The organism is Saprospira sp. CCB-QB6 (assembly GCF_028464065.1).
Lineage (GTDB): Bacteria > Bacteroidota > Bacteroidia > Chitinophagales > Saprospiraceae > Saprospira.
In genome coordinates, this window is record NZ_CP116808.1 from 3061313 (window position 1) to 3080996 (window position 19684).

At 47.1% G+C, this 19684-nt stretch carries 14 protein-coding genes; 10 read left to right on the forward strand and 4 right to left on the reverse strand.

The window, feature by feature from the left end:
* Window positions 1–437: 437 nt before the first annotated feature.
* Window positions 438–3086, forward strand: coding sequence for an AAA family ATPase (locus PPO43_RS11760; RefSeq protein WP_272618003.1), 2649 nt, complete (start codon window positions 438–440; stop codon window positions 3084–3086).
* Here the strand turns inward: PPO43_RS11760 and PPO43_RS11765 are convergent.
* Window positions 3083–3736, reverse strand: coding sequence for a glycoside hydrolase family 25 protein (locus tag PPO43_RS11765; RefSeq protein WP_272618005.1), 654 nt, complete (start codon window positions 3734–3736; stop codon window positions 3083–3085). The two genes, PPO43_RS11760 and PPO43_RS11765, sit on opposite strands and share 4 nt — an antisense overlap.
* Window positions 3736–4731 (reverse strand): sugar phosphate nucleotidyltransferase, encoded by a 996-nt coding sequence (locus PPO43_RS11770; RefSeq protein WP_272618007.1) that lies wholly within the window; start codon window positions 4729–4731, stop codon window positions 3736–3738. Before PPO43_RS11770 ends, PPO43_RS11765 begins: the two co-directional genes overlap by 1 nt.
* Before the next feature lie 430 nt (window positions 4732–5161).
* On the opposite strand from PPO43_RS11770, the gene PPO43_RS11775 reads away from it, so the two are divergent.
* Window positions 5162–5665, forward strand: coding sequence for a Dps family protein (locus PPO43_RS11775; RefSeq protein WP_272618009.1), 504 nt, complete (start codon window positions 5162–5164; stop codon window positions 5663–5665).
* A 221-nt stretch (window positions 5666–5886) separates the two neighbouring features.
* Here the strand turns inward: PPO43_RS11775 and PPO43_RS11780 are convergent, their stop codons facing one another.
* Window positions 5887–7749 (reverse strand): endonuclease, encoded by a 1863-nt coding sequence (locus PPO43_RS11780; protein WP_272618011.1) that lies wholly within the window; start codon window positions 7747–7749, stop codon window positions 5887–5889.
* A gap of 364 nt (window positions 7750–8113) precedes the next feature.
* Between PPO43_RS11780 and PPO43_RS11785 the strand changes: the two genes are divergently transcribed.
* The 7 genes from PPO43_RS11785 (at window position 8114) to PPO43_RS11815 (ending at window position 17619) form a co-directional block, all read left to right on the forward strand.
* The gene (locus PPO43_RS11785; protein ID WP_272618013.1) at window positions 8114–10048 is read left to right on the forward strand and encodes a toxin-antitoxin system YwqK family antitoxin; all 1935 of its coding nucleotides are present in this window, start codon (window positions 8114–8116) and stop codon (window positions 10046–10048) included.
* 94 nt (window positions 10049–10142) lie between these two features.
* Window positions 10143–11009, forward strand: a complete 867-nt coding sequence (locus tag PPO43_RS11790; protein WP_272618015.1) for a nuclear transport factor 2 family protein — start codon at window positions 10143–10145, stop codon at window positions 11007–11009.
* A gap of 338 nt (window positions 11010–11347) precedes the next feature.
* Window positions 11348–12601: a pyruvate dehydrogenase complex dihydrolipoamide acetyltransferase gene (locus PPO43_RS11795; protein ID WP_272618017.1), complete on the forward strand. Its 1254-nt coding sequence runs from the start codon at window positions 11348–11350 to the stop codon at window positions 12599–12601.
* 971 nt (window positions 12602–13572) lie between these two features.
* The gene (locus tag PPO43_RS11800) at window positions 13573–14283 is read left to right on the forward strand and encodes an ABC transporter ATP-binding protein (RefSeq protein ID WP_272618019.1); all 711 of its coding nucleotides are present in this window, start codon (window positions 13573–13575) and stop codon (window positions 14281–14283) included.
* Window positions 14280–15425 carry an ABC transporter permease gene (locus PPO43_RS11805; protein ID WP_272618020.1) on the forward strand — a complete coding sequence of 382 codons (1146 nt, stop codon included), beginning with the start codon at window positions 14280–14282 and terminating at the stop codon, window positions 15423–15425. Before PPO43_RS11800 ends, PPO43_RS11805 begins: the two co-directional genes overlap by 4 nt.
* Entirely contained in the window at window positions 15422–16696 is a 1275-nt protein-coding gene (locus PPO43_RS11810; RefSeq protein ID WP_272618021.1) for an ABC transporter permease, read from the forward strand. The genes PPO43_RS11805 and PPO43_RS11810 overlap by 4 nt, the downstream gene beginning before the upstream one ends.
* Window positions 16697–16881: 185 nt before the next feature.
* Window positions 16882–17619, forward strand: coding sequence for an outer membrane lipoprotein-sorting protein (locus PPO43_RS11815; RefSeq protein WP_272618022.1), 738 nt, complete (start codon window positions 16882–16884; stop codon window positions 17617–17619).
* 58 nt (window positions 17620–17677) lie between these two features.
* Here PPO43_RS11815 and PPO43_RS11820 read toward each other — a convergent pair whose 3' ends face one another.
* Window positions 17678–18454, reverse strand: coding sequence for a ParA family protein (locus PPO43_RS11820; protein ID WP_272618023.1), 777 nt, complete (start codon window positions 18452–18454; stop codon window positions 17678–17680).
* A gap of 181 nt (window positions 18455–18635) precedes the next feature.
* Here PPO43_RS11820 and ribD point away from each other — a divergent pair, with 181 nt between their 5' ends.
* Window positions 18636–19682 (forward strand): bifunctional diaminohydroxyphosphoribosylaminopyrimidine deaminase/5-amino-6-(5-phosphoribosylamino)uracil reductase RibD, encoded by a 1047-nt coding sequence (ribD, locus tag PPO43_RS11825; RefSeq protein WP_272618024.1) that lies wholly within the window; start codon window positions 18636–18638, stop codon window positions 19680–19682.
* Window positions 19683–19684: the final 2 nt, after the last annotated feature.

Consider the following 19684-nt stretch of genomic DNA (forward strand, 5'->3'; position numbering starts at 1 on the left):
GCCCTGGGTCTGGCCTACGGCCACTGCTGCGCAGCGCTGGGCCATTGGCCCTTCGGGCCTTGGCGGCTATGCCGCCAACCTAGACTCCCCTAAAGAGGAGTTCTTTTTCAGGAATCTCCTTAGCTAAACTCCCAGAGCGCCTATTAAAGAGAAGGGAGATATTGATAAAACAGGCCCCAATGCATCGCATTGGGGCCTGTTTTAGTATAGAGGAGTGCAGGCCCGCAGGCTAGACCGAAGCGCATAGCGCTGAAGGACCGAGCAGACCTGCTAGCCCCGACAACCAGCCTCGAAAGAGGCGCCAGTTCGATGAAGTAAACGACAACAAGGCCTTTAGGCCGTCTTCGACGACTGAAAGGAGTAGCGCCCCAAAAAGAAATTAAACTTGCAGAAAGCATCCTAAAAGATTATATTAGATAGTTCATAAAAAGTGATCTATGTCAAAATTAATCGACCCGAATTTTAAGCCTTATAAGTGTTTGGATCTCAAGACCTATTGTACTGTAGAATGGTTGGCGGGCAATAAGAAAAAATATCGACAGGTGTTTGACCGCTATGAGACAGCTCATATTTATGCGGAATTGACCTTTTATAATAAATTATTTGATGAGGAAGACTGGATGGTGAAGGTTAACCTCAAGTGTTATTCGCTCAAAAAGGGGCGAAAAGAGCTTTGTGACCTTAGTTTTGAGCGCAAAGTGAGCCGTTATGACAATTGTGTATATATTCGAGAGGGCTGGGGCAACAAGAAAAAAGGCAACTTTTGGAAGGCAGGCAGTTATTATTGGGAAGCTTATATTGATGGGGAAAAAGTGGCTACTCGTTACTTTTATATAGAGGATACGGGCAAGAAAACGCTAGATATTCAGCATTATTTGCAGTTAAAATCGGCAAAGATGTTTGAGGCACCCTATAATGCTGATTTGCCAGTAGACCAAAGGGTTTATCTCAAAACTTTTCCAGCCAATGAAACTCGTTATGTACATATTGATTTGGGCCTAGAGAATGTTTTTCGGGCCAAATCTTGGCATTGTGAACTCGTAGTTCGGGTGTATAATGCAGCTCGACAGCTTAAAGGAGAGGCTACCCATTTGCAAACAATTGAGGCGGAAGAAGAACTTTTGGATATTGAACTACAATGGGGCTCTAATGTCAAAGGCTCTTGGAGCAAAGGACAATACACCGCTGAAATCATTTTCATGGATCAGCTGCTAGCCATTCTGCCTTTTACCGTAGATGAAGAAGCAGAGGAAGGAATTGTAGGTTGTATTTTGCCCAATCAATTTCAACCTATGGTTTTGCAGGGGCTAGATGGCCATGGAGAGGACTTTGAAGAAGTCATGCAGGGCCTAGAGCGATTGATCGGTTTAGCTGCCATTAAACAGAAACTTCGAGATCATGCCAATTATCTCCAATTTTTGCAATTGCGTAGAGATAAGGGCTTTGCAGAGTTAGAGGAAACGAGTTTACATGCCGTTTTTCAGGGAAATCCAGGTACAGGAAAAACTACGGTGGCCAAAATGATGGGTCGTCTTTACCGCAGTATGGGCCTACTTTCCAAGGGACATGTGCATGAGGTGGATCGGGTAGACCTTGTTGGAGAATATATTGGCCAAACGGCCCCCAAGGTGCGTGAAGCTATTGAAAAGGCCCGCGGAGGTGTGCTTTTTATTGATGAAGCCTACGCTTTGGCCAGAACTAATGACGATAGCAAGGATTTTGGCCGTGAAGTGATTGAGATTTTGGTCAAGGAAATGTCTAATGGCCCTGGCGATATGGCCGTAATTGTGGCAGGCTATCCCAAGGAGATGAAATACTTTTTGAGCTCAAACCCCGGCTTGCGCTCTCGATTCAAACTCTTTTTTGACTTTAGCGATTATTTGCCCGATGAATTATCAGCTATCTCGCTTTATGCTTGCCAACAAAAGGGAATTATACTTTCTACAGAGGCTCGCAAAGCTTTGGACCAAATGATTGTGGACGCTTTCCGATCTAGAGATCGCAGCTTTGGCAATGCCCGCTTTGTCTATGACCTAATTGAGGAGGCCAAAATTAACTTAGGCCTGCGCATTATGAGCAGCGAAGCTCCTCATAAATTGAGTAAAGAAGCCTTAGAAACAGTTGCTTTGGAAGATGTAGAGCGTATTGAACTAGAAAGCCCCAAGCGCTTACCCAATTTGCCTATTGATGAACGCTTATTGAGTGAAGCGATGAAAGAACTCAATGAGTTGATTGGAATGCAAAATATCAAGACCGAAATTGCGGAATTGGTGCAACTAGTCCGTTTCTACCGCATTAGCCACCGACATGTACTCAATAAGTTCTTTTTGCATACGGTTTTTGTTGGTAACCCCGGAACAGGAAAAACTACGGTAGCCCGAATCTTAACCAAAATCTATAAGGCTTTGGGTATCTTGGAACGTGGCCATATGGTAGAAACCGACCGACAGGGCTTGGTGGCCGGTTATGTGGGCCAAACAGCAATTAAAACCTCTGAGCGCATTGATGAAGCAATGGGAGGAGTTCTCTTTATTGATGAGGCTTATGCCTTAACTTCTGGTGGAAATGGAGGTTTAGCTAATGCTAGTGATTTTGGCAATGAAGCGATCCAAACGCTACTCAAGCGAATGGAGGATTCTAGAGGACAGTTTTTTGTCTTTGCCGCAGGCTATCCTGAAAATATGGAGACCTTTCTTAAGGTAAATCCTGGCCTACGCTCTCGTTTTGATAAGGTCCTTAAATTTGAGGATTATAATAGCGAAGAACTCTATGCAATCGCCCTAATGATGTTGGAAGAAGAAGGCTTGGAACTAGAAGAATCCGCAGCCGATTATCTTCGCCAACACCTAGGCCAGATGTATGAAGTACGAGATAAGTATTTTGGCAATGCGCGCTCGGTCCGCCAACTTATCAATGAGATTAGCCGCCGCCAAAGCCTGCGCCTCGCCGCCCTCACAGAAGAGGAACGCCAAGCACTTTCGCTCAAGCAGGTGAGCTATGCCGATGTGGCTGGACTAGCCGCAGAAAATGAAGATCAACTCTTTAATAAAAAGTCAATTGGGTTTCGCCCTAAAGGCAATGCCTAAGGCAACAATAAAGCATCTAGCTCGGCTTCTGTAGCCGAAAAAACATTGAGGTCGACCCGAGCAGAAATGCCCGGATGTCGGCCTTTGTTACTATACTGCCAAAAGAGCCAGCCTTTGGTCGTTGGCGCTTTATGATTATAACGGGCAATCCAAAGGGGATAATCACTAAACTCAGGATGTAAATAACGTTCGTAAAACTTCATGGAACTATAGATAATGGGCTTGCAATGGCAAGCCTTTTCTACTTCGCCCAACCAAAGCGCAACCCCAAAGCGCAAATTTATTTCATCTACACCATCCAATTCCTCTACATCTAAAACGGGGGGCAGATCTCCTTTAGCTAAGGGGACCGTTTTCAGAAAAAAACGAGCCTGCTCAAGGGCAGAACGCTGCGGCCGAAAAAAATGATAAGCCCCAACTCGAATCCCTTTTTCCTTGAGAGCCGCCCAATTATCCGCAAAAAGAGAATCCTGATAATTATCAGCTTCCGTCGCTTTGATAAAGACAAAATCAACTGCTTTCTCTTCAAATTGCGCCCAATCTATCCGCTTCTGATAATGCGAAATATCCAAACCTTTGAGCGCATACTCATCGGCCTGATGTTTACAGGAACAAAGGAGAAGAAACAAAAAGAAGGGCAAAAAGCGCATTAGGAAAAGTCAATTTCAGTGTTATCACCAATATTTAAGCTTTGGCTAAGGCCCTTGACCGAAGCATCACTACCAATTATAGAACGTTGCAAGACGGCCTCCTCAATACTAGCATAATTCCCAATAATGGAGTCATAAATAATGGCTTGCTTGAGCTGCGCCCCATCTCCCACAGATACATTGGGCCCCAAAATAGAATTCTCAATTTTGCAGCCTTTACCAATGCGCACAGGCGGAATAATAATAGTATTGCTAAAGCTGTAATTGGTCCCCTCTTCTCGCTCCCGACGCTGCAATAACATGGCATTGGTCGCCAACAAAATCTCTTTTTTACCGCAGTCAAACCAGTTGCTAATTGGACAAACAGAAATTTTACAGCCTAAACGAACCATCTGCATTAAAGCATCAGTCAACTGAAATTCACCCATCGTTTTGACCTCATGCTCAATAATATAACTTAATGCCGCAATCAATTCTGGTACCTCGCATATCTTATAAATCCCCACAATCGCCATATTTGATTTGGGAATCCTTGGCTTCTCTACCACCTTGCGGATATAACGGTCCTCATCCAAAACGACTACGCCAAATTCTCTGGGATCATCCACTTTCTTAACGCCCAAACAGGTCGTTTTACTCGATAAAATGCCGCCCAAATCCCCATCCAAAATAGTGTCACCCAACATAATCAAGAATTCACGCTCTTGCATAAATTCTTTCTGCGCCACCCAAATCGCATGCCCCAGCCCCAAACGCTCCTCCTGATAAACAAATACCTTCTTGATATCCGGATATTTATCCTCAATATACTTGCGAATCTTATCGCCCAAATAACCAATCACAAAAACAAATTCCTCAATGCCATACCCCTGCAATTGCTCAATAATAGAGGCAATAATCGGCTTGCCTGCTACAGGAATTAAAGGCTTGGGCTGAGTATAAGTGTGTGGACGCAAACGAGTGCCCGCACCCGCTACTGGTATTAGCGCTTTCATAAAGTAGGCTTCTGATGAGTGATTTTCTGGATTTCTTTGCTCCAAAATACAGCTTTTCCCGCAATTCAAGCAGCTTCTATTCCTTTTAGTCAAAAGAGGTGAACGCAAAAAAGTGAATAAAATATAAACAATTTAATGACAATGGCGTTTGTAAAGTAAAGAAGGACAAAGCAGTACTCTTTTTGAGTTTTCTGTTTTGGGGCCTCCCGCCTGCGGCGGGCGGTTACTCCCGTTGGTCGTCGAAGACGGCCTAAAGGCCTTGTTGTCGCTTTGGGGCTCGCTGTTACTTGCTTTGCTGCGTCGGCTCCCGTTGGTCGGGTCGCTCGGCCCTGCGGCCGCCTTTGGCGGCTTTGGTCTGGCCTGACGGCCACCCCTACACATCGCTAGGCCAACCCTTCTAGTTTACTTTATTCACCTTTTAAAACTATATATGCAGACCTACCAAAAGTTAGGATTCGAGAAAAAAGAAAGTCAATCTATTGTTCATGCTCTCAATCAATTGCTGGCCAATTATCAGCTCTATTATCATAAATTAAGGGGCTTTCATTGGAATGTAGAGGGGCGTGACTTCTTTGAGTTGCACGAAAAATTTGAAGAAGACTATCAGGCTGCCCACGAAAATATTGACCGCATTGCAGAGCGCATTCGGATTTTTGGCCAAAAACCCATTTACCGATTAGCAGAATACTTAGAGTTATCCAAAATTAAAGAGGCCAAAAGTGGTTTGGCCCCAGAGGATATGGTTCGCCAAATTGTGGATGATATGGAAACCCTTTTAGGCGAAATGCTGGGGGTGGTCCAAGCCGCAGAAGAAACAGGCGACACGGCCAGCATCCACCTCATCATGAATATGATGCAAGCCCTAGAAAAACGTCATTGGATGTTTTCGGCTTGGTTGAAAAAAGTGCCGGTGTCCACGCCCCAGCATAACTAGACTTGGTCCAGCAGGACTAGGCGCAAGCGGTCCCAAAACCATTGGTTTTGGGACCGCTTTTTTTTTGCTCATCTGCGCATTTGGCCCAGCGCTGCGGAGGGGTGGCCTTCAGGCCAGACCGAGCGGGCGAAGCCCGCGAAGGGCCGAGCGAACAGCGAGCCCCGCAGCATAGCGGCGGCCAGCAAAGCTGGCCGCGGGCCCCAAATTTAAAATATAATCGCCTAGATTTTAAGGAGTTTGAAATGATGTTCTTGCTCTGCTTGGCGAATGCAAAGCAGGTAGGCGCCAGCAGGCAATTGGGCCAGTTGCAGCTGCCATTGCTTGGCCGAAAAGCTTTCTTGTACTAATAATTGGCCCTGCAAATTGTAGAGCCGGGCTTGGCCAGTTTGGGCCATTTCCCAATAGATATTTAGCTCGTTTTGGGTGGGATTGGGAGCAATTTGCAGCGGTAATTGCTCGGCTGTTTGCAAACTAATAATTGGCGATTGGGTTTGATCGCTTTTCAGTTGATAATAATAGGTTTTCTTAGCGCCTAGGTGCTGGTCCAGATAGTGATCCTCTGCCTCAAATTGGCCCAAAAACTCCCAATCCATGGCATTTTGGCTGCGGAACAGCTGCAGTTCTGTTTGGGGGGGAAGATTTTGCCATTGCCAGCTAATATCGGCCATTTGGTTATTGAGTAGTTCGGCCTCAAAATCGAGTTTTTCCTGGCTCAAAAGAGTCATTTGGCTGCAGGCATTGCCTAGGGTATCGCCCCAGATTTGGTCGATCCATTCGGGATGGTCAATAAAGGGATTTCGGTTGCCCTGTATGCCATAAACCGCATTATTACGGGCCAATTCTTTATTGCTAACGGGATCATTTGCGTGCCAATTGAGCAAAAGTTGAAGTAGCCAGGGCGCAAAGGCGGTGCAAGGATCGCTAGACATAGCGCAGCTGCCCGCACTACTTAAAGGTTGCCAACTGGCCCAGTCAGATTGATAGCGGCAGGCCATATAAAAATACATGCGGGCATAATCGCCTTTATACTCATCGATGGGTTCAAAATAGTTGCCCCCACAAGGCAAACTGGGGCTTTCGCCGACCATAAAGCCATTGCTGCCCGTTCGGCTAGCGAGCGTAACCAAACCTGGCGGATGATTGCTTTTAGATCCGTTGAGGCTGCCATCCGAAGGCAAAATATGGTGCATATCGGTATAGGCACTATCTGTATTAGCCGTGCCGCCGCCCCACCAAGACTTGGGAAAAGAGTGTTCTCTTTGGTAGCAATTGCCTTCTCCGCCTGGGCAAGAACCTTGGTCTCTATCGCTGCAGGGATCGAGTTCGTACTCGCCTGTTGCATTGGGGAAATCGGTAAATACATCCCAGATAATTGTGGCATTGCCTGCATCATTTTGGCGAAGATCGGTATGTAAAATGGCATCCCAAACGTCATAGTCGCTAGAGGTGTACTCTATTTTATTTTGTTGGCGAATTAGTTGGTGTAAGTCGCTTTTAAGGGCACAACAATTTTGACTGCCATCAATAGCCGCATAATAATCGGCCAAGATGCGGATATTATCGAGCTTATAGGATTTGCTTTGGCTAGCATAACCGATGTATCGAAAGGCAAAATAGACCGTAGACCCGCTAATGTTATCTAAACTAATTGCGGGATGTCGTTGAAAAAGCGTAGAAAAGCAGCTCAAGGAATTGATATCGAGCAGGCGAAGATCAAGTGCTTGCCAAGAAGCCGCGGCAAGGTCGGCCGCACTGCCACCGCCATTATAATTGCTAGAATAAAACAGTTCTAAATTGGGCCCTTGATAATAATCATTGTAATCGAAGAGCAAAAATTCCTCTTGGTAGAGGTCCAAATTGATGGGGGGCGAAATCAGCCAATCTTCATCGTCGGCGGCCCCATAGCCATTGCAAGTAGCTTCCCCATTTTGAGCGGTCCAGATGTCGGTATCATCACTTAGACTAATTGCGGACCAGCTCCCTAAACCAGTGGCAAAATCTTCCTGATGAACAATTGTTTGTGCGCTAATTGGCCCTAAGGTCGCCAAAAAGCAAAAAAGTAATAGTGGTTTTAAGTCAAGCATCACGATTAAAATTAGGTGAGTGTGTTGGAATTGCTTGCCTCGGTGTTGTTTTGCTTGGCTTTCAATTTAACATTTATATTATATAGACTATGGAGTTAGTTTAGCCCAGCAGCTCTAATCTTTTGAAGATGCTTTGGGGCTGCCCCTCGCCTTCGGCTCAGGTCGCTCCACTTCGCCGCTCGCAGGTCTGCTCGGCCCTGCAGCCCTGCGGGCTTTGGTCTGGCGCCTGTGGCGGCCCTGCTCCGGCAGCTCAGCCTGCGGCGGCTTCGCCGCCTGTAGATCGCAGAAAATCACCCCCCAGAGAAATAAAAAACTTGCAAAAGCCAAGGAAAACCCCTAAACTGAAACACAAAAATTTAACAAGATGGCAAAACAACCAAATAGACCCGCAAATTTGCCCGAAGAAGCAAAATGGGTACAGAATAAAAGCCGCTGGGAGGCTGGCCAAACCAACGAAAACGGAAAAACAATCGGCCCCTGGAAAATCTGGCGCAAAAACGGCCAGCTCTGGATGGAAATGGAGTATGATAACAATGGCCAACATATCAATACCTATCGCCGTTACCACCCAGATGGTAGCCTATCTCAAGAAGGAAGCTATAAAAATGGCAAACTAGACGGCTGGCTAACTTACTACCGTCAACGCTCTGGAAATACCAAAGAAGCCTTCCCCAGAGAGGTCTATTACCAGCAAATTGTCAAGGTGAAGCAACGCTATATCAATGGCCAAGCCCTAGGCAAACGCTATCTACTACAAAATGGCCAAGAGGTTACCAATTACCTTAGCCATAAACCCGCCTTTGTCCCTGAAGAAGCCTGCTGGAACCAAAGCGACTATGAATGGGAATTAGGAGACTATGATGCAGAGGCCAAAAAACACGGCCTCTGGAAATGGTGGCGACCCGACGCTAGCCTGGTCTGCGAAGCCAACTATGATCATGGCGTTTTAGAGGGGCCACTCAAACGCTACCACAATGATGGCTCCGTCTCCAGAGAAGGCCAATACAAACAAGGCAAAGCTGAAGGCGTGCACCACTTTTATCGCACGAAGAATTATAGCCAGGAACGCTTCATGGGGGAGGTGGACCAAAGAGTAGAACGCTACGAAATTCACTATAAAAGCAATGGACAAGAAGACCACCGAGCCTATTTCCTCGCCGATGAGACCCCCTGTAGCAGCAAGGGCTTCGCCTTACTAGAGGTAGAACTAGAGGATCTACTGACGCCTAGCCCCAACGATTTTTTCCCCAACCGCTACCAAGAACTACTCGGCCGCATTTACCCAGAACTTCTAGCCCAAGACCAAACTACTGCCTTGGCTAAAATTAAAGCAAACTTTGAACAGCTCTGGGGCAAAAGCCTACCCGAAGACTTAGCCAAACTCTACGAACTCTGGTCCGCCATTGGCCAAAGAGAACTCTTCGATGGCTTATTGCTGGCCCTACCGAATAACCAAGCCCTTTTAGACCAAAAAGCAGCAGGCAAAAACCTCTTTGAAGAAGCTCTGCTCTCTATGCAACAAGAATATCCCTACGACTATATCATAGACTGGTTCACTGGAGGTATCTGCCTAGACCTTCCCCAACAGCGACAAACAGGCCGCTACCGCTATGGCCACTATAGCTATCTCTACCAACTCTACGGAGAAGGCCAAGAACAAGGCAAAATCTATACTTACGAACATAATAATAACGGACTCTGGGGTAGCCAACTAAGCAGCGCTATGGCCCCCAATATCTCTAGCTGGCTCTTTGGACTCTCTGCTTTCTCTTTCTTCCACGAATACGAGCTACTGTCTAAAAACCAATTTGCTAGCCTATACGATGGCCCGCTCAAAGGTTGTTTTGCCCCCAAATACTATTTCATGAATCATGTGCGTATGGAGAACCGCTATCTCAATGAGAGCGATTTTAACTACCGCCCACAACCCAACCCCCTAGTCCAGCAATACAATAAGAGCCATTGGATTATTGAGTTGTTCCGCGCAGAAGGTGACCCCTCTAGCATTGCGTACAACTTCTATAGCAATCAGCCCTACAAGGCTCCAGAGCAAGCTACAGATATCCTCAGCTCAGTCCCAGAAGCGCTTTACCACCTCTGGTCGGCCTTTTGGCTCAATAGCGCAAACGCCCAACTAACTACTTATATCGATTTGTGTAAAGCATCTCCTTCTTTGATTCTACAGGCCGCAGCCGAACTAGCCGAAGAACTACAGACTGGTCGAAAACGCCTCGGTTTTATCATTGATGTTCCAAAGATTAAGGCCGACTTTAATGAGTATGCCGCCCAATACGTCTAAGTTTTCCCCAAACCAATCTAAGAAATGAGCTCCCTTCGGGGAGCTTTTTTTATTTTATCCATTCAAGTATCTCCTGATCTTAAACCACAATCCAATGAAGAATCTATGCTTTTTGCTGGGCCTCGTCCTGCTCCACTCTAGCCTCTGGGCCCAAAAAGATGAACGCCCTGCGCTCATCGCCACCGTCGATAGCTTTTTTGTTTATTTGCATACTGGCGACTCGGCCCAAATGCGCTCGCTCTTAGCCCCCCAAATGGAACTACTCACGGTAGCTGGCGATAAGGTACAACGCAGTCCACTACCCGCCTTCCTGATGGCCATCGCCCGCCAACCTAGATTGCAAGAATGGGAGGAAAAACTCTGGGATTATCGCCTTCAAATAGATGGACCATTGGCTACCGTTTGGACCCCCTACAGCTTTTATCTCGATGGAAATCTCAGCCATTGTGGAGCCAACCATTTTACGCTCCGCCAAAAGGCCGATGGCCAATGGCAAATCATTAGTTTGGTGGATAGCCGCAGAAGAGAAAATTGTCTGGAGCAATCTTGGGCCGAAGAAAGCCAGGCCAAAATTGATACCCTCATGGACCAATGGCATTTGGCCGCCAAGGAAGCCGATGCCGATGGCTTTTTTGGCAAAATGACCAAAGAAGGCATTTACATAGGGACCGATGCTAGCGAAAGATGGTATAGAGACGAATTGAGAAGCTGGGCCAAAGGCGCCTTTAAGCAAGCTCCCGCCTGGGATTTTAGCGTGAAAGAACGACATGTCCGCATCGATGAACAAGGTGGTAAAACGGCCTGGGCCGATGAACTGCTAGATACCTGGATGGGCCCCTGCCGAGCCACAGCGGTCCTTAGTTACCAAAATGGCGAATGGAAAATAGAACATTATCAGCTCTCTATGACGGTCCCCAACGAAAAAGTAAAAGCTTACCTCAAATGGCTTAAACAAAAATAGCTAGGGACCATTGTATAGCCTGAAGGCCTAAAGGCAGGGCCAAAAATGGCCCAGCGCTGCGGAGGGGTGGCCCGAAGGGCCAGACCAAAGGCAGGCGCAGCCTGCCTGCAGGGCCGAGCAGACTTGCGAGCCCCGCAGCATAGCGGCGGCCGCCCACCCTATTAGGGGCGGCCGGGGGCCCCAAAAAAACTACACACAAATAGATAGTCTCTAACTCTAGTGGAAAGCCTAGAATAATTTTAGGACATTAGGAAAAGCTTACTATCTTTGAGCCGAGGCCTTTGCTTCAGCAAGAATAAACAACTATTACATTAAATAAATCAATAACTGAACATCCTATGGCAGAAATTGTAAGAATGCCTGCTCTCAGTGATACGATGACAGAGGGTACTTTGGTGGCTTGGCATAAAGCAGAAGGCGAAGCTGTAGAAATCGGCGAATTGTTGGCTGAAATTGAGACGGATAAAGCCGTCATGGAGTTTCAAAGTCTTTATGAAGGAACTCTTTTGCACATTGGTGTAGAGGAAGGTAGCGCAGTACCTGTCAATCAAATTATTGCCGTAATTGGCGAGAAAGGAGAGGATGTTCAAGCCCTTTTGGCCCAAGCAAAGGCAGGCGATTCAGCCACTACCGAAGAGGCTGCTCCAGCCGAAGAAGTAGTACAAGAACTAGAAGCTCCTTTGGCTCAAAAAGAAACAATTTCTTCTGATGATAGCCGCCTAAAAGCTTCTCCCTTGGCCCGCGCAATGGCCAAAGAAGAGGGAATCGACTTGAACAACGTACAAGGTTCTGGCGATGACGGACGCATTGTCAAAAAAGATATTTTGGCTTATATGGAAGGCCAAAAAGCTGCTCCAGTAGCCGCTACTCCCGCCCCTCAAGTGGCTGCACCTAAGGTGCCCGAGGCCAAAGGAGGCTACAAGGATGTTCCGCTAAGCCAAATGCGCAAAACGATTGCCCGCCGCCTAGGCGAAAGCAAATTCAATGCGCCTCACTTCTACTTGACTATGGAAATTTGCATGGACAAGTTGATGGAAACTCGCCAATACATCAAAGGCATTAGCGAAACCTCTATTTCTTATAACGACTTTGTAGTGAAGGCTGCCGCTAAGGCCCTCCAACAACATCCTAGCATCAATGCCTCTTGGTTGGGCGATGCTATCCGCTACTACGACTATGTGAATATCGGAGTGGCCGTAGCTATGGATGAAGGTTTGGTGGTTCCTGTTGTCGATGCCGCTGATACGAAGTCTTTGTCTCAAATTGCAACCGAAATTCGCGAATTGGCTGGCAAAGCCCGCGATCGCCGCTTGCAGGCTCAAGAAATGCAAGGCAATACCTTTACGATCTCTAACCTAGGTATGTTTGGCATTGACGAGTTTACCGCTATCATCAATCCACCCGATGCCTGTATCTTGGCTGTGGGCCGCATCGCGCCCCGCCTTGTTATGGTAGATGGCGAAGTGAAGGAGTCGAACTTCATGAAAGTGACCCTTTCTTGCGACCACCGTGTAGTAGATGGCGCTCAAGGCGCTCGTTTCCTACAAACATTACGCGACATTCTAGAAGAGCCCATGCGTTTAATCATCTAATCGCTTTCGCTCGATCAATATATTAGCCAGTTGCCTCAGAGGTAGCTGGCTTTTTTATTTTTCTTTTGGGGCCCGCGGCCGAACAGGCCTTCGGCCTGCATCGGCCGCCGCTATGCTGCGCCGCTCGCTACTCGCTCGGCCCTGCAGCCCTGCGCCTGGCTTTGGTCTGGCCCTTCGGGCCACGGCTGCGCAGCGCTGGGCCGCTCAACGGCCTTTCTCTCTTTGGGCTCCCTGCTTCGGCCGCCAATTCTATGGTAAGAAGAGAACCCGCTTTATCATTTAGCCCCTAAGCGCCTATCCTTAAACTCTAGTAGGGGAGGCCCAGAAAAAAAATATAGGCCAAATTAGATAGGGCCCCAGTTAAATGTAATGATGCAGATGGCTAGGGCCTGGGGCCGGAGCTAAATGTAACGATGCAGATGCCTCTGGCCTGGGGCCGGAGCTAAATGTAACGATGCAGATGCCTCTGGCCTGGGGCCGGAGCTAAATGTAATGATACAGATGCCTCTGGCCTGGGGCCGGAGCTAAATGTAATGATACAGATGCCTCTGGCCTGGGGCCGGAGCTAAATGTAATGATACAGATGCCTCTGGCCTGGGGCCGGAGCTAAATGTAATGATGCAGATGCCTCTGGCCTGGGGCCGGAGCTAAATGTAATGATACAGATGCCTCTGGGGAATTCCCAGAGCTAAATGTAACGATTCAGACACCTCTGGGGGTTTTCTTCGACTCGCTTGTACAAGAGGTCTGGTACTAAGGTATTGAAGGCCGCGTTTTGGATGAAAGAAGAAAAGGAAATTGGATTATAGCGCTTTTAAAGAGTTATCGGGGCCATGAGAGGGCTGCTTAAAAGCAGCTCTTTGAGGAATATCTTTATCTATAATAGTCATATTTTCAGTCGAAGGCTTATCTTCAGTAGAAGGAGGCGGAACCGCTGCCCTCAAAGCAACAGAAAAAAACTCAAAAATAGGATGAAAGAAGAAATAGTAGCTCTAGCGCATATCTATAAGCGTTTTCCCTTGGGCGAGGGGGAATTCACGGCCCTAAAAGATTTGAGCCTAAGCGTCCGAGCTGGAGAGTTTTCGGGCTTAGTGGGCCCCTCTGGCTCTGGTAAAACCACTTTACTGAACATTATTGGAGGCTTAGACCAACCCACAGAAGGACAAGCCATTGTTTTGGGCCAAGATATAGCAACAATGACCGCTAAAGCCGCCGCTCAATTCCGAAATCTAGAGTTAGGCTTTATCTTTCAACAGTTTAACCTCTTGCCGGTCTATACCGTCTTTGAAAATGTAGAGTTTCCCTTGTTGTTGCAAAAAAAGACGAAGGCAGAACGCCAACAGAGGGTTAAAGAAGCTTTAGTTTGGTTAGGAATAGACCATCTAGCCGATAAGAAACCCGATAAGTTATCGGGCGGAGAGGGCCAAAGAGTAGCTATTGCTAGAGCTATCGTCAAACGCCCAAAGCTCATTTTAGCCGATGAACCCACAGCGAACCTAGATGCAGCTAATGCGCATAATATTATGCGCCTCATGCGCCGTCTCAATCAGGAGCTAGGGACCAGTTTCCTTTTCTCTACCCATGATGAGAAAGTAATGGCCTATCTGGAACGCATTATTCATCTTCGAGATGGCGAAATCGAAAAAGATGAGGCCCAAACGCCCAAAACTGTAGCCGAATGATTGCATGGACCTTAGCTTATCGAAATTTAAAAGGCGCTGGGCTACGCACTTGGCTCAATGGCAGCATTCTATCGCTGGTTTTTGTATTGATTCTCTTTATCAATGGGATGTTAGATGGCTGGAATCAATCGGCTAGACAGGATACCGCAGATTGGGAAATTGGCGAGGGCCAGTTTTGGGCCCAAGATTTTGATCCCCTAGACCCCTTTTCTTACCAAGAGGGCCTAAAAAAATGGCCCCAAGAAGCAGAAGGCGTCCCCATCTTATGGCGACAAGGGAGTATCTATCCCGATGGACGGATGTACCCCCTAATCATCAAAGGGATTCCCGCCCAACAAAAGTTGTTGGCTCTGCCCACGGCGCTTTTAGCCCAAAGCAAAGCCGATTTTCCGGCCCTAATTGGTCGCAGAATGGCCAAGAACTGCCAACTTAAAGTAGGAGACCGCATTTTGCTGCGTTGGCGAGACCAAAAAGGCAGCTTTGATGCCCAAGAAGTAGAGATTGTCGCTATTTTTGATAGCCCTGTAGCAGCTGTGGACCAAGGACAAATTTGGGTAGACTTGGCCAATTTGCAAGCAAAAACAGGACTGCAAGAGCAAGCCAATCTCTTTGTAGCCGCTAAAGCCAATCAACAGCCAATCGCTGGAGCCCTTTGGCAGGATAAGGAAAAGCTTTTGGCCCCAATCAATAAAATCATCGCCTCGAAGAAAGGGAGTTCGCAGTTTAGTTATTACATCTTGCTGGGCATTGCCCTTTTGGCCCTTTTTGATACTCAAGTCTTGTCCATATTTAAGCGACAAAAAGAAATTGGGACCTATATTTCCTTAGGGATGACGCCTGCTCAAGTGCAGTTGCTCTTTACCTTAGAAGGGGGACTTTATGCCATCCTTGGCATTTTGCTAGGTGGTTTATATGGTGGGCCTTTGCTATATTATTTTGCTCAAAATGGAATTCCCATGCCCGCTATGGCTGATGAAATGGGGGTAAGTATGGGCAAGGCCATTTATCCTGTCTATAGTTTGGGCTTGTTACTGCAAACCGTATTGATTATTCTAGGCAGCTCATTTCTGGTCAGTTACTGGCCTGCGCGTAAAATTGCAGGCATGAGTCCCGTGGCCGCCTTAAAAGGAAAACTGCAATGATATACTTTCTATTTAAAGGCATTTGGCGGGATCGTTCTAGGAGCTTTTTCCCCATCTTGGTCACGGCCTTAGGGGTTTTGCTCACCGTCTTTCTGTCGGGTTTTATGCAAGGTGTTTTTAATGACATCATCGAGCAGAATGCGCGTCTAGAAACGGGGCATCTCAAACTGATGAGCCGTGCTTATGCGGAACTAGCTAGTCAAAAGCCCAATGATTTGGCCCTTTATGAGGCAGATAGTTTACTGGCCCGTTTGCGTAAAGATTATCCCGAATTGATTTGGACGCCAAGGATTCGCTTTGGAGGGCTAGTCGATTTGGCCAATGAGCAAGGGGAAACCCAAGCCCAAGGACCTGCCAATATTACCGCTCTAAACCTTAGTGACCCCAGTTTGGGCGAGGCCCAGCGCTTGAATCTGCAAAAATCGCTTTTGAAAGGGCAACTGCCCCAAGCCCCCAATGAAGTATTGATGGGAGAAGGTTTTGCGCAGCGTTTGGGGATTGAGTTGGGCCAAAGTTTTAGTTTGATGGGCAGCACGATGGAAGGCAGCATGAGCTTTAGGAACTACAAACTAGTGGGGGTTATTCGTTTTGGAGTAGTGGCCATGGATCGGAGCAGCCTCATTATGAATTTAGCTGATGCCGAGGAGTTTTTGGATATGCAGGATGCTGCTGCAGAGATCTTGGGTTATTTCAAGCACAATAGTTATCCCGCTAAAAGGGCCAAAGAAATTGCCGAGGCCTTTAATGCTGCCCAGGCGGATAATCCCGATGAGTTTACGCCCTTAATGCTTTCGCTTCGAGAGCAAAACAGTTTGGGCCAATATGTAGATTATGCGAATAATATGTCTAGCTTGATCATTGGCATTTTTGTGTTGGCTATGTCTATTGTCCTTTGGAATATGGGGCTATTAGGAGGATTGAGACGCTATAAGGAGTTTGGGATTCGTCTGGCTCTAGGCGAGGCCAAGGGGCAGATTTATCGCTCTATTTGTTTGGAGGCGCTCTTGATTGGGTTCTTGGGCTCTTTGATAGGGACCATAGTTGGCTTGGGCTTATGCTATTACCTTCAGGTTTATGGAATTGATTTAGATGGGGCCTTGGACCAATCTAATGTGATGATGCCAGCGGTGTTTAGGGCCAAATTGACCGTAGAATTGCTCTATATTGGCTTTTTGCCTGGGCTTTTGGCTAGTCTTTTGGGCAGTATGCTGGCCGGTTTAGGCATCTACAAAAGGAGTACGGCCGATTTATTTAAGGAATTGGAGGCCTAGAAACTGGTCCAAAGGGCCGAAGGCCCGCCGGCCTAGCGATGCGAAAGGGGGGCCGTCAGGCCAGACCGAGCCCCAAATTGCGTAGCAATTTTGGGGCGAAGGGCCGAGCGAATAGCGAGCCCTGAAGCGTAGCGCCGACGAGCGAAGCGAGGCGGAGGCCCCTAAAACATATAAACTAAAAAGAGATGAAAAAGACCTTATCTATCTTGTTGTTGAGCCTCTTTGTTATGGGGGCAAACTGGGCGCAGACGGCCAGTGAAATTATGGAGAAGATGGAGCAAAATATGAGCAGTAAAACGCAGATTAGCCGAAGTCAGATGATTATTTATGGTCGGAGGGGCCAGCGGGTGGTGGAGAGCAAGAGTTATGCGGAGGGGAATAAAAAAGCTTATACAGAATATTTGGCGCCAGCTCGGGAGCGGGGGACCAAAATGCTTAAACTAGAGGATCGCTTGTGGATTTATTCGCCGGCGACGGATCGGAGCATTCAGTTGTCGGGCCATTTGCTTCGGCAGTCAGTTATGGGCTCGGATCTATCTTATGAAGATATGATGGAGGATCGAAAGTTGCAGGAAATATATACGGTAAAGCTTTTGGCCACAGAAGAGCAGCAGGGCGAGGCGCTTTGGGTTTTGGAGTTATCGGCTAAGGTAGAGGGCTTGAGCTATCCGAAGCGAAAAATTTGGGTTCATCAGAGCTATTATGTGCCTGTGAAAGAGGAATTATACGCGAAAAGTGGGCAATTGCTCAAGGAGTTGACTTTCTCGGATATTGAGGCATTTGGTACTCGATACTATCCAAGGCGAACACATTATAAGGATGTGTTGAAAAAGGGAAAGGGGACTGATTTTATCTTGTTGGAGTTAGAATTGGATGCGGAGATCCCTGCACATTACTTCAATAAAGCGATCTTGAAGCGCTAAATCAAAAAAGGGCTGTCGGAATTTTCCGACAGCCCTTTTGACGCATTACAGTAGTGGTTTAGGCATCTGTTTTAGCGCTATTTTTTTCTTCTACTCGCTCTACCACCTCTTTAGCGAGGTCTAAGTAATCTTTGGCGCCATTAGAAGACTTGTTATATTCAAAGATATCCTTATGCTGAGAGGGTGCTTCGGCTAGGGCCACATTGCTGCGGATTTTTGTTTTGAAGACTTTATCTCCAAAATACTTCTTGATTGTTTGGACGATATCGCGATTAAGAATTTTGCGGCTATCGTACATCGTGGCAATTACGCCGCCCATTTTAAGTTTCTTATTGAGGCGGAAGCTAACCTTATCGGTAATCTGTTTGATCTTGGCCAAACCTTGCAGGGCCAAAAATTCGGTTTGCACAGGGATAAAGACAAAGTTGCTAGCAGTAAGGGCGTTGAGCGTAAGCAAGCCCAAAGAGGGGGGACAGTCGATGATGACATAATCATATTCCTCTTGAACGGGCTCAAAGAGTTCGCGTAGGATATACTCTCGGCCGGGCTCATTGATGAGTTCCATTTCGGCTCCAGAAAGATCCAAAGAAGAGGTAATGACATCAAAATTATCCTTTACATTATAGGGTTGCAATTCGGCTTCCCCACGCATATTTTCATAGATCGTAATGCGTTGTCGGGGAATCCCCAAAGAGATCGTCAAGTTGGCCTGAGGATCAAGGTCTACCAATAGTACCTTTTTATTCAATTTAACGAGGGCCGCGCCCAAATTGATGGCAGAGGTAGTCTTTCCAACGCCTCCTTTGTGGTTCAATAGGGATATAATAATACTCATGCTCTTCTTATTGGTCTTTACTAAATAACTAAGCCGCTTGCTTCTGTGAAGTGCTAGCTCGCCCAAAATAGTAAAAAAATATCTTTTTGCGCTTTTCGCTCTTCATATTTTGCGCAGGATCAGCCAAGGACAAGCGGCTATTTAACGGACTGAAAATGGAAAAAAATATTAGTTTTGGGCCATGAAAGAGACCATAGATCAATTAGACGAAAAATATATGCGACGGGCCATTTCTTTGGCTCGTTTGAGTGGGGGCAGTCAGCAGCCCAATCCTAGAGTAGGGGCCCTTATTGTTCATCAGGGCCGTATTATTGGAGAAGGCTTTCATCAAAAGGCGGGAGAGCCGCATGCTGAGGTCTTGGCGGTTCGCTCGGTTCAAGATCAATCGCTCTTAGCCGAATCGACCATTTATGTGACCTTAGAACCCTGTTTTCATCATGGGCGGACGCCTCCTTGTGTAGATTTGATTGTGCAACATCAGATTCCCCGAGTGGTTATTGCTCAGGCCGATCCCTTTGAGAAGGTTGGAGGCAAGAGCATTGCTCGCTTGAGGGATTTGGGGCATGAGGTCAAAGTTGGGGTTTTGGAAGAAGAGGCGGCTTGGCTCAATCGCCGTTTTTTTCGCCATATCACCCAAAAACGCCCTTACATTGTCCTAAAGTGGGCCTGTTCTGCAGATGATTTGATGGGGCGAGCGGGGGAGAATCTTCGGATATCCAACCCTATTTCTAGCCGCATCAATCACCGTTGGCGCAGCCAAGAAAGTGCAATTCTAGTAGGGCGAAAAACAGCAGCGGTAGACAATCCCGCCTTGAGCAATCGCTATCATTTTGGGCGGCAACCGCTGCGGATGGTTTTGGACCGAGAGGGGCAATTGCCTATGGCGTTACAACTATTTGATGGACAGCAAGCGACCAGAGTGTATCGGGCCATTCCGCCCGCTTTGGAGCAAAAGAATCTAAGCTTTGTCCAACTTCCCTATGCGCAGCTTTTGGAGGAACTTTGCGCCGATTGGCAGCAACTAGGCCTGCAATCGGTTTTGGTAGAAGGAGGTGCGCAGCTTTTGCAGAGCTTTCTATCGGCTGGCCTTTGGGATGAAATTCGCATTTTGCGTTCTTCCGATATTTTGGGCCATGGCATTGCGGCCCCCATAGCGCCCAAAAACTATTTGAGAAGCATACAGCCGCTATTCGATAATCAGGTAGAAATTTATTACCGCAAAGCCTAATT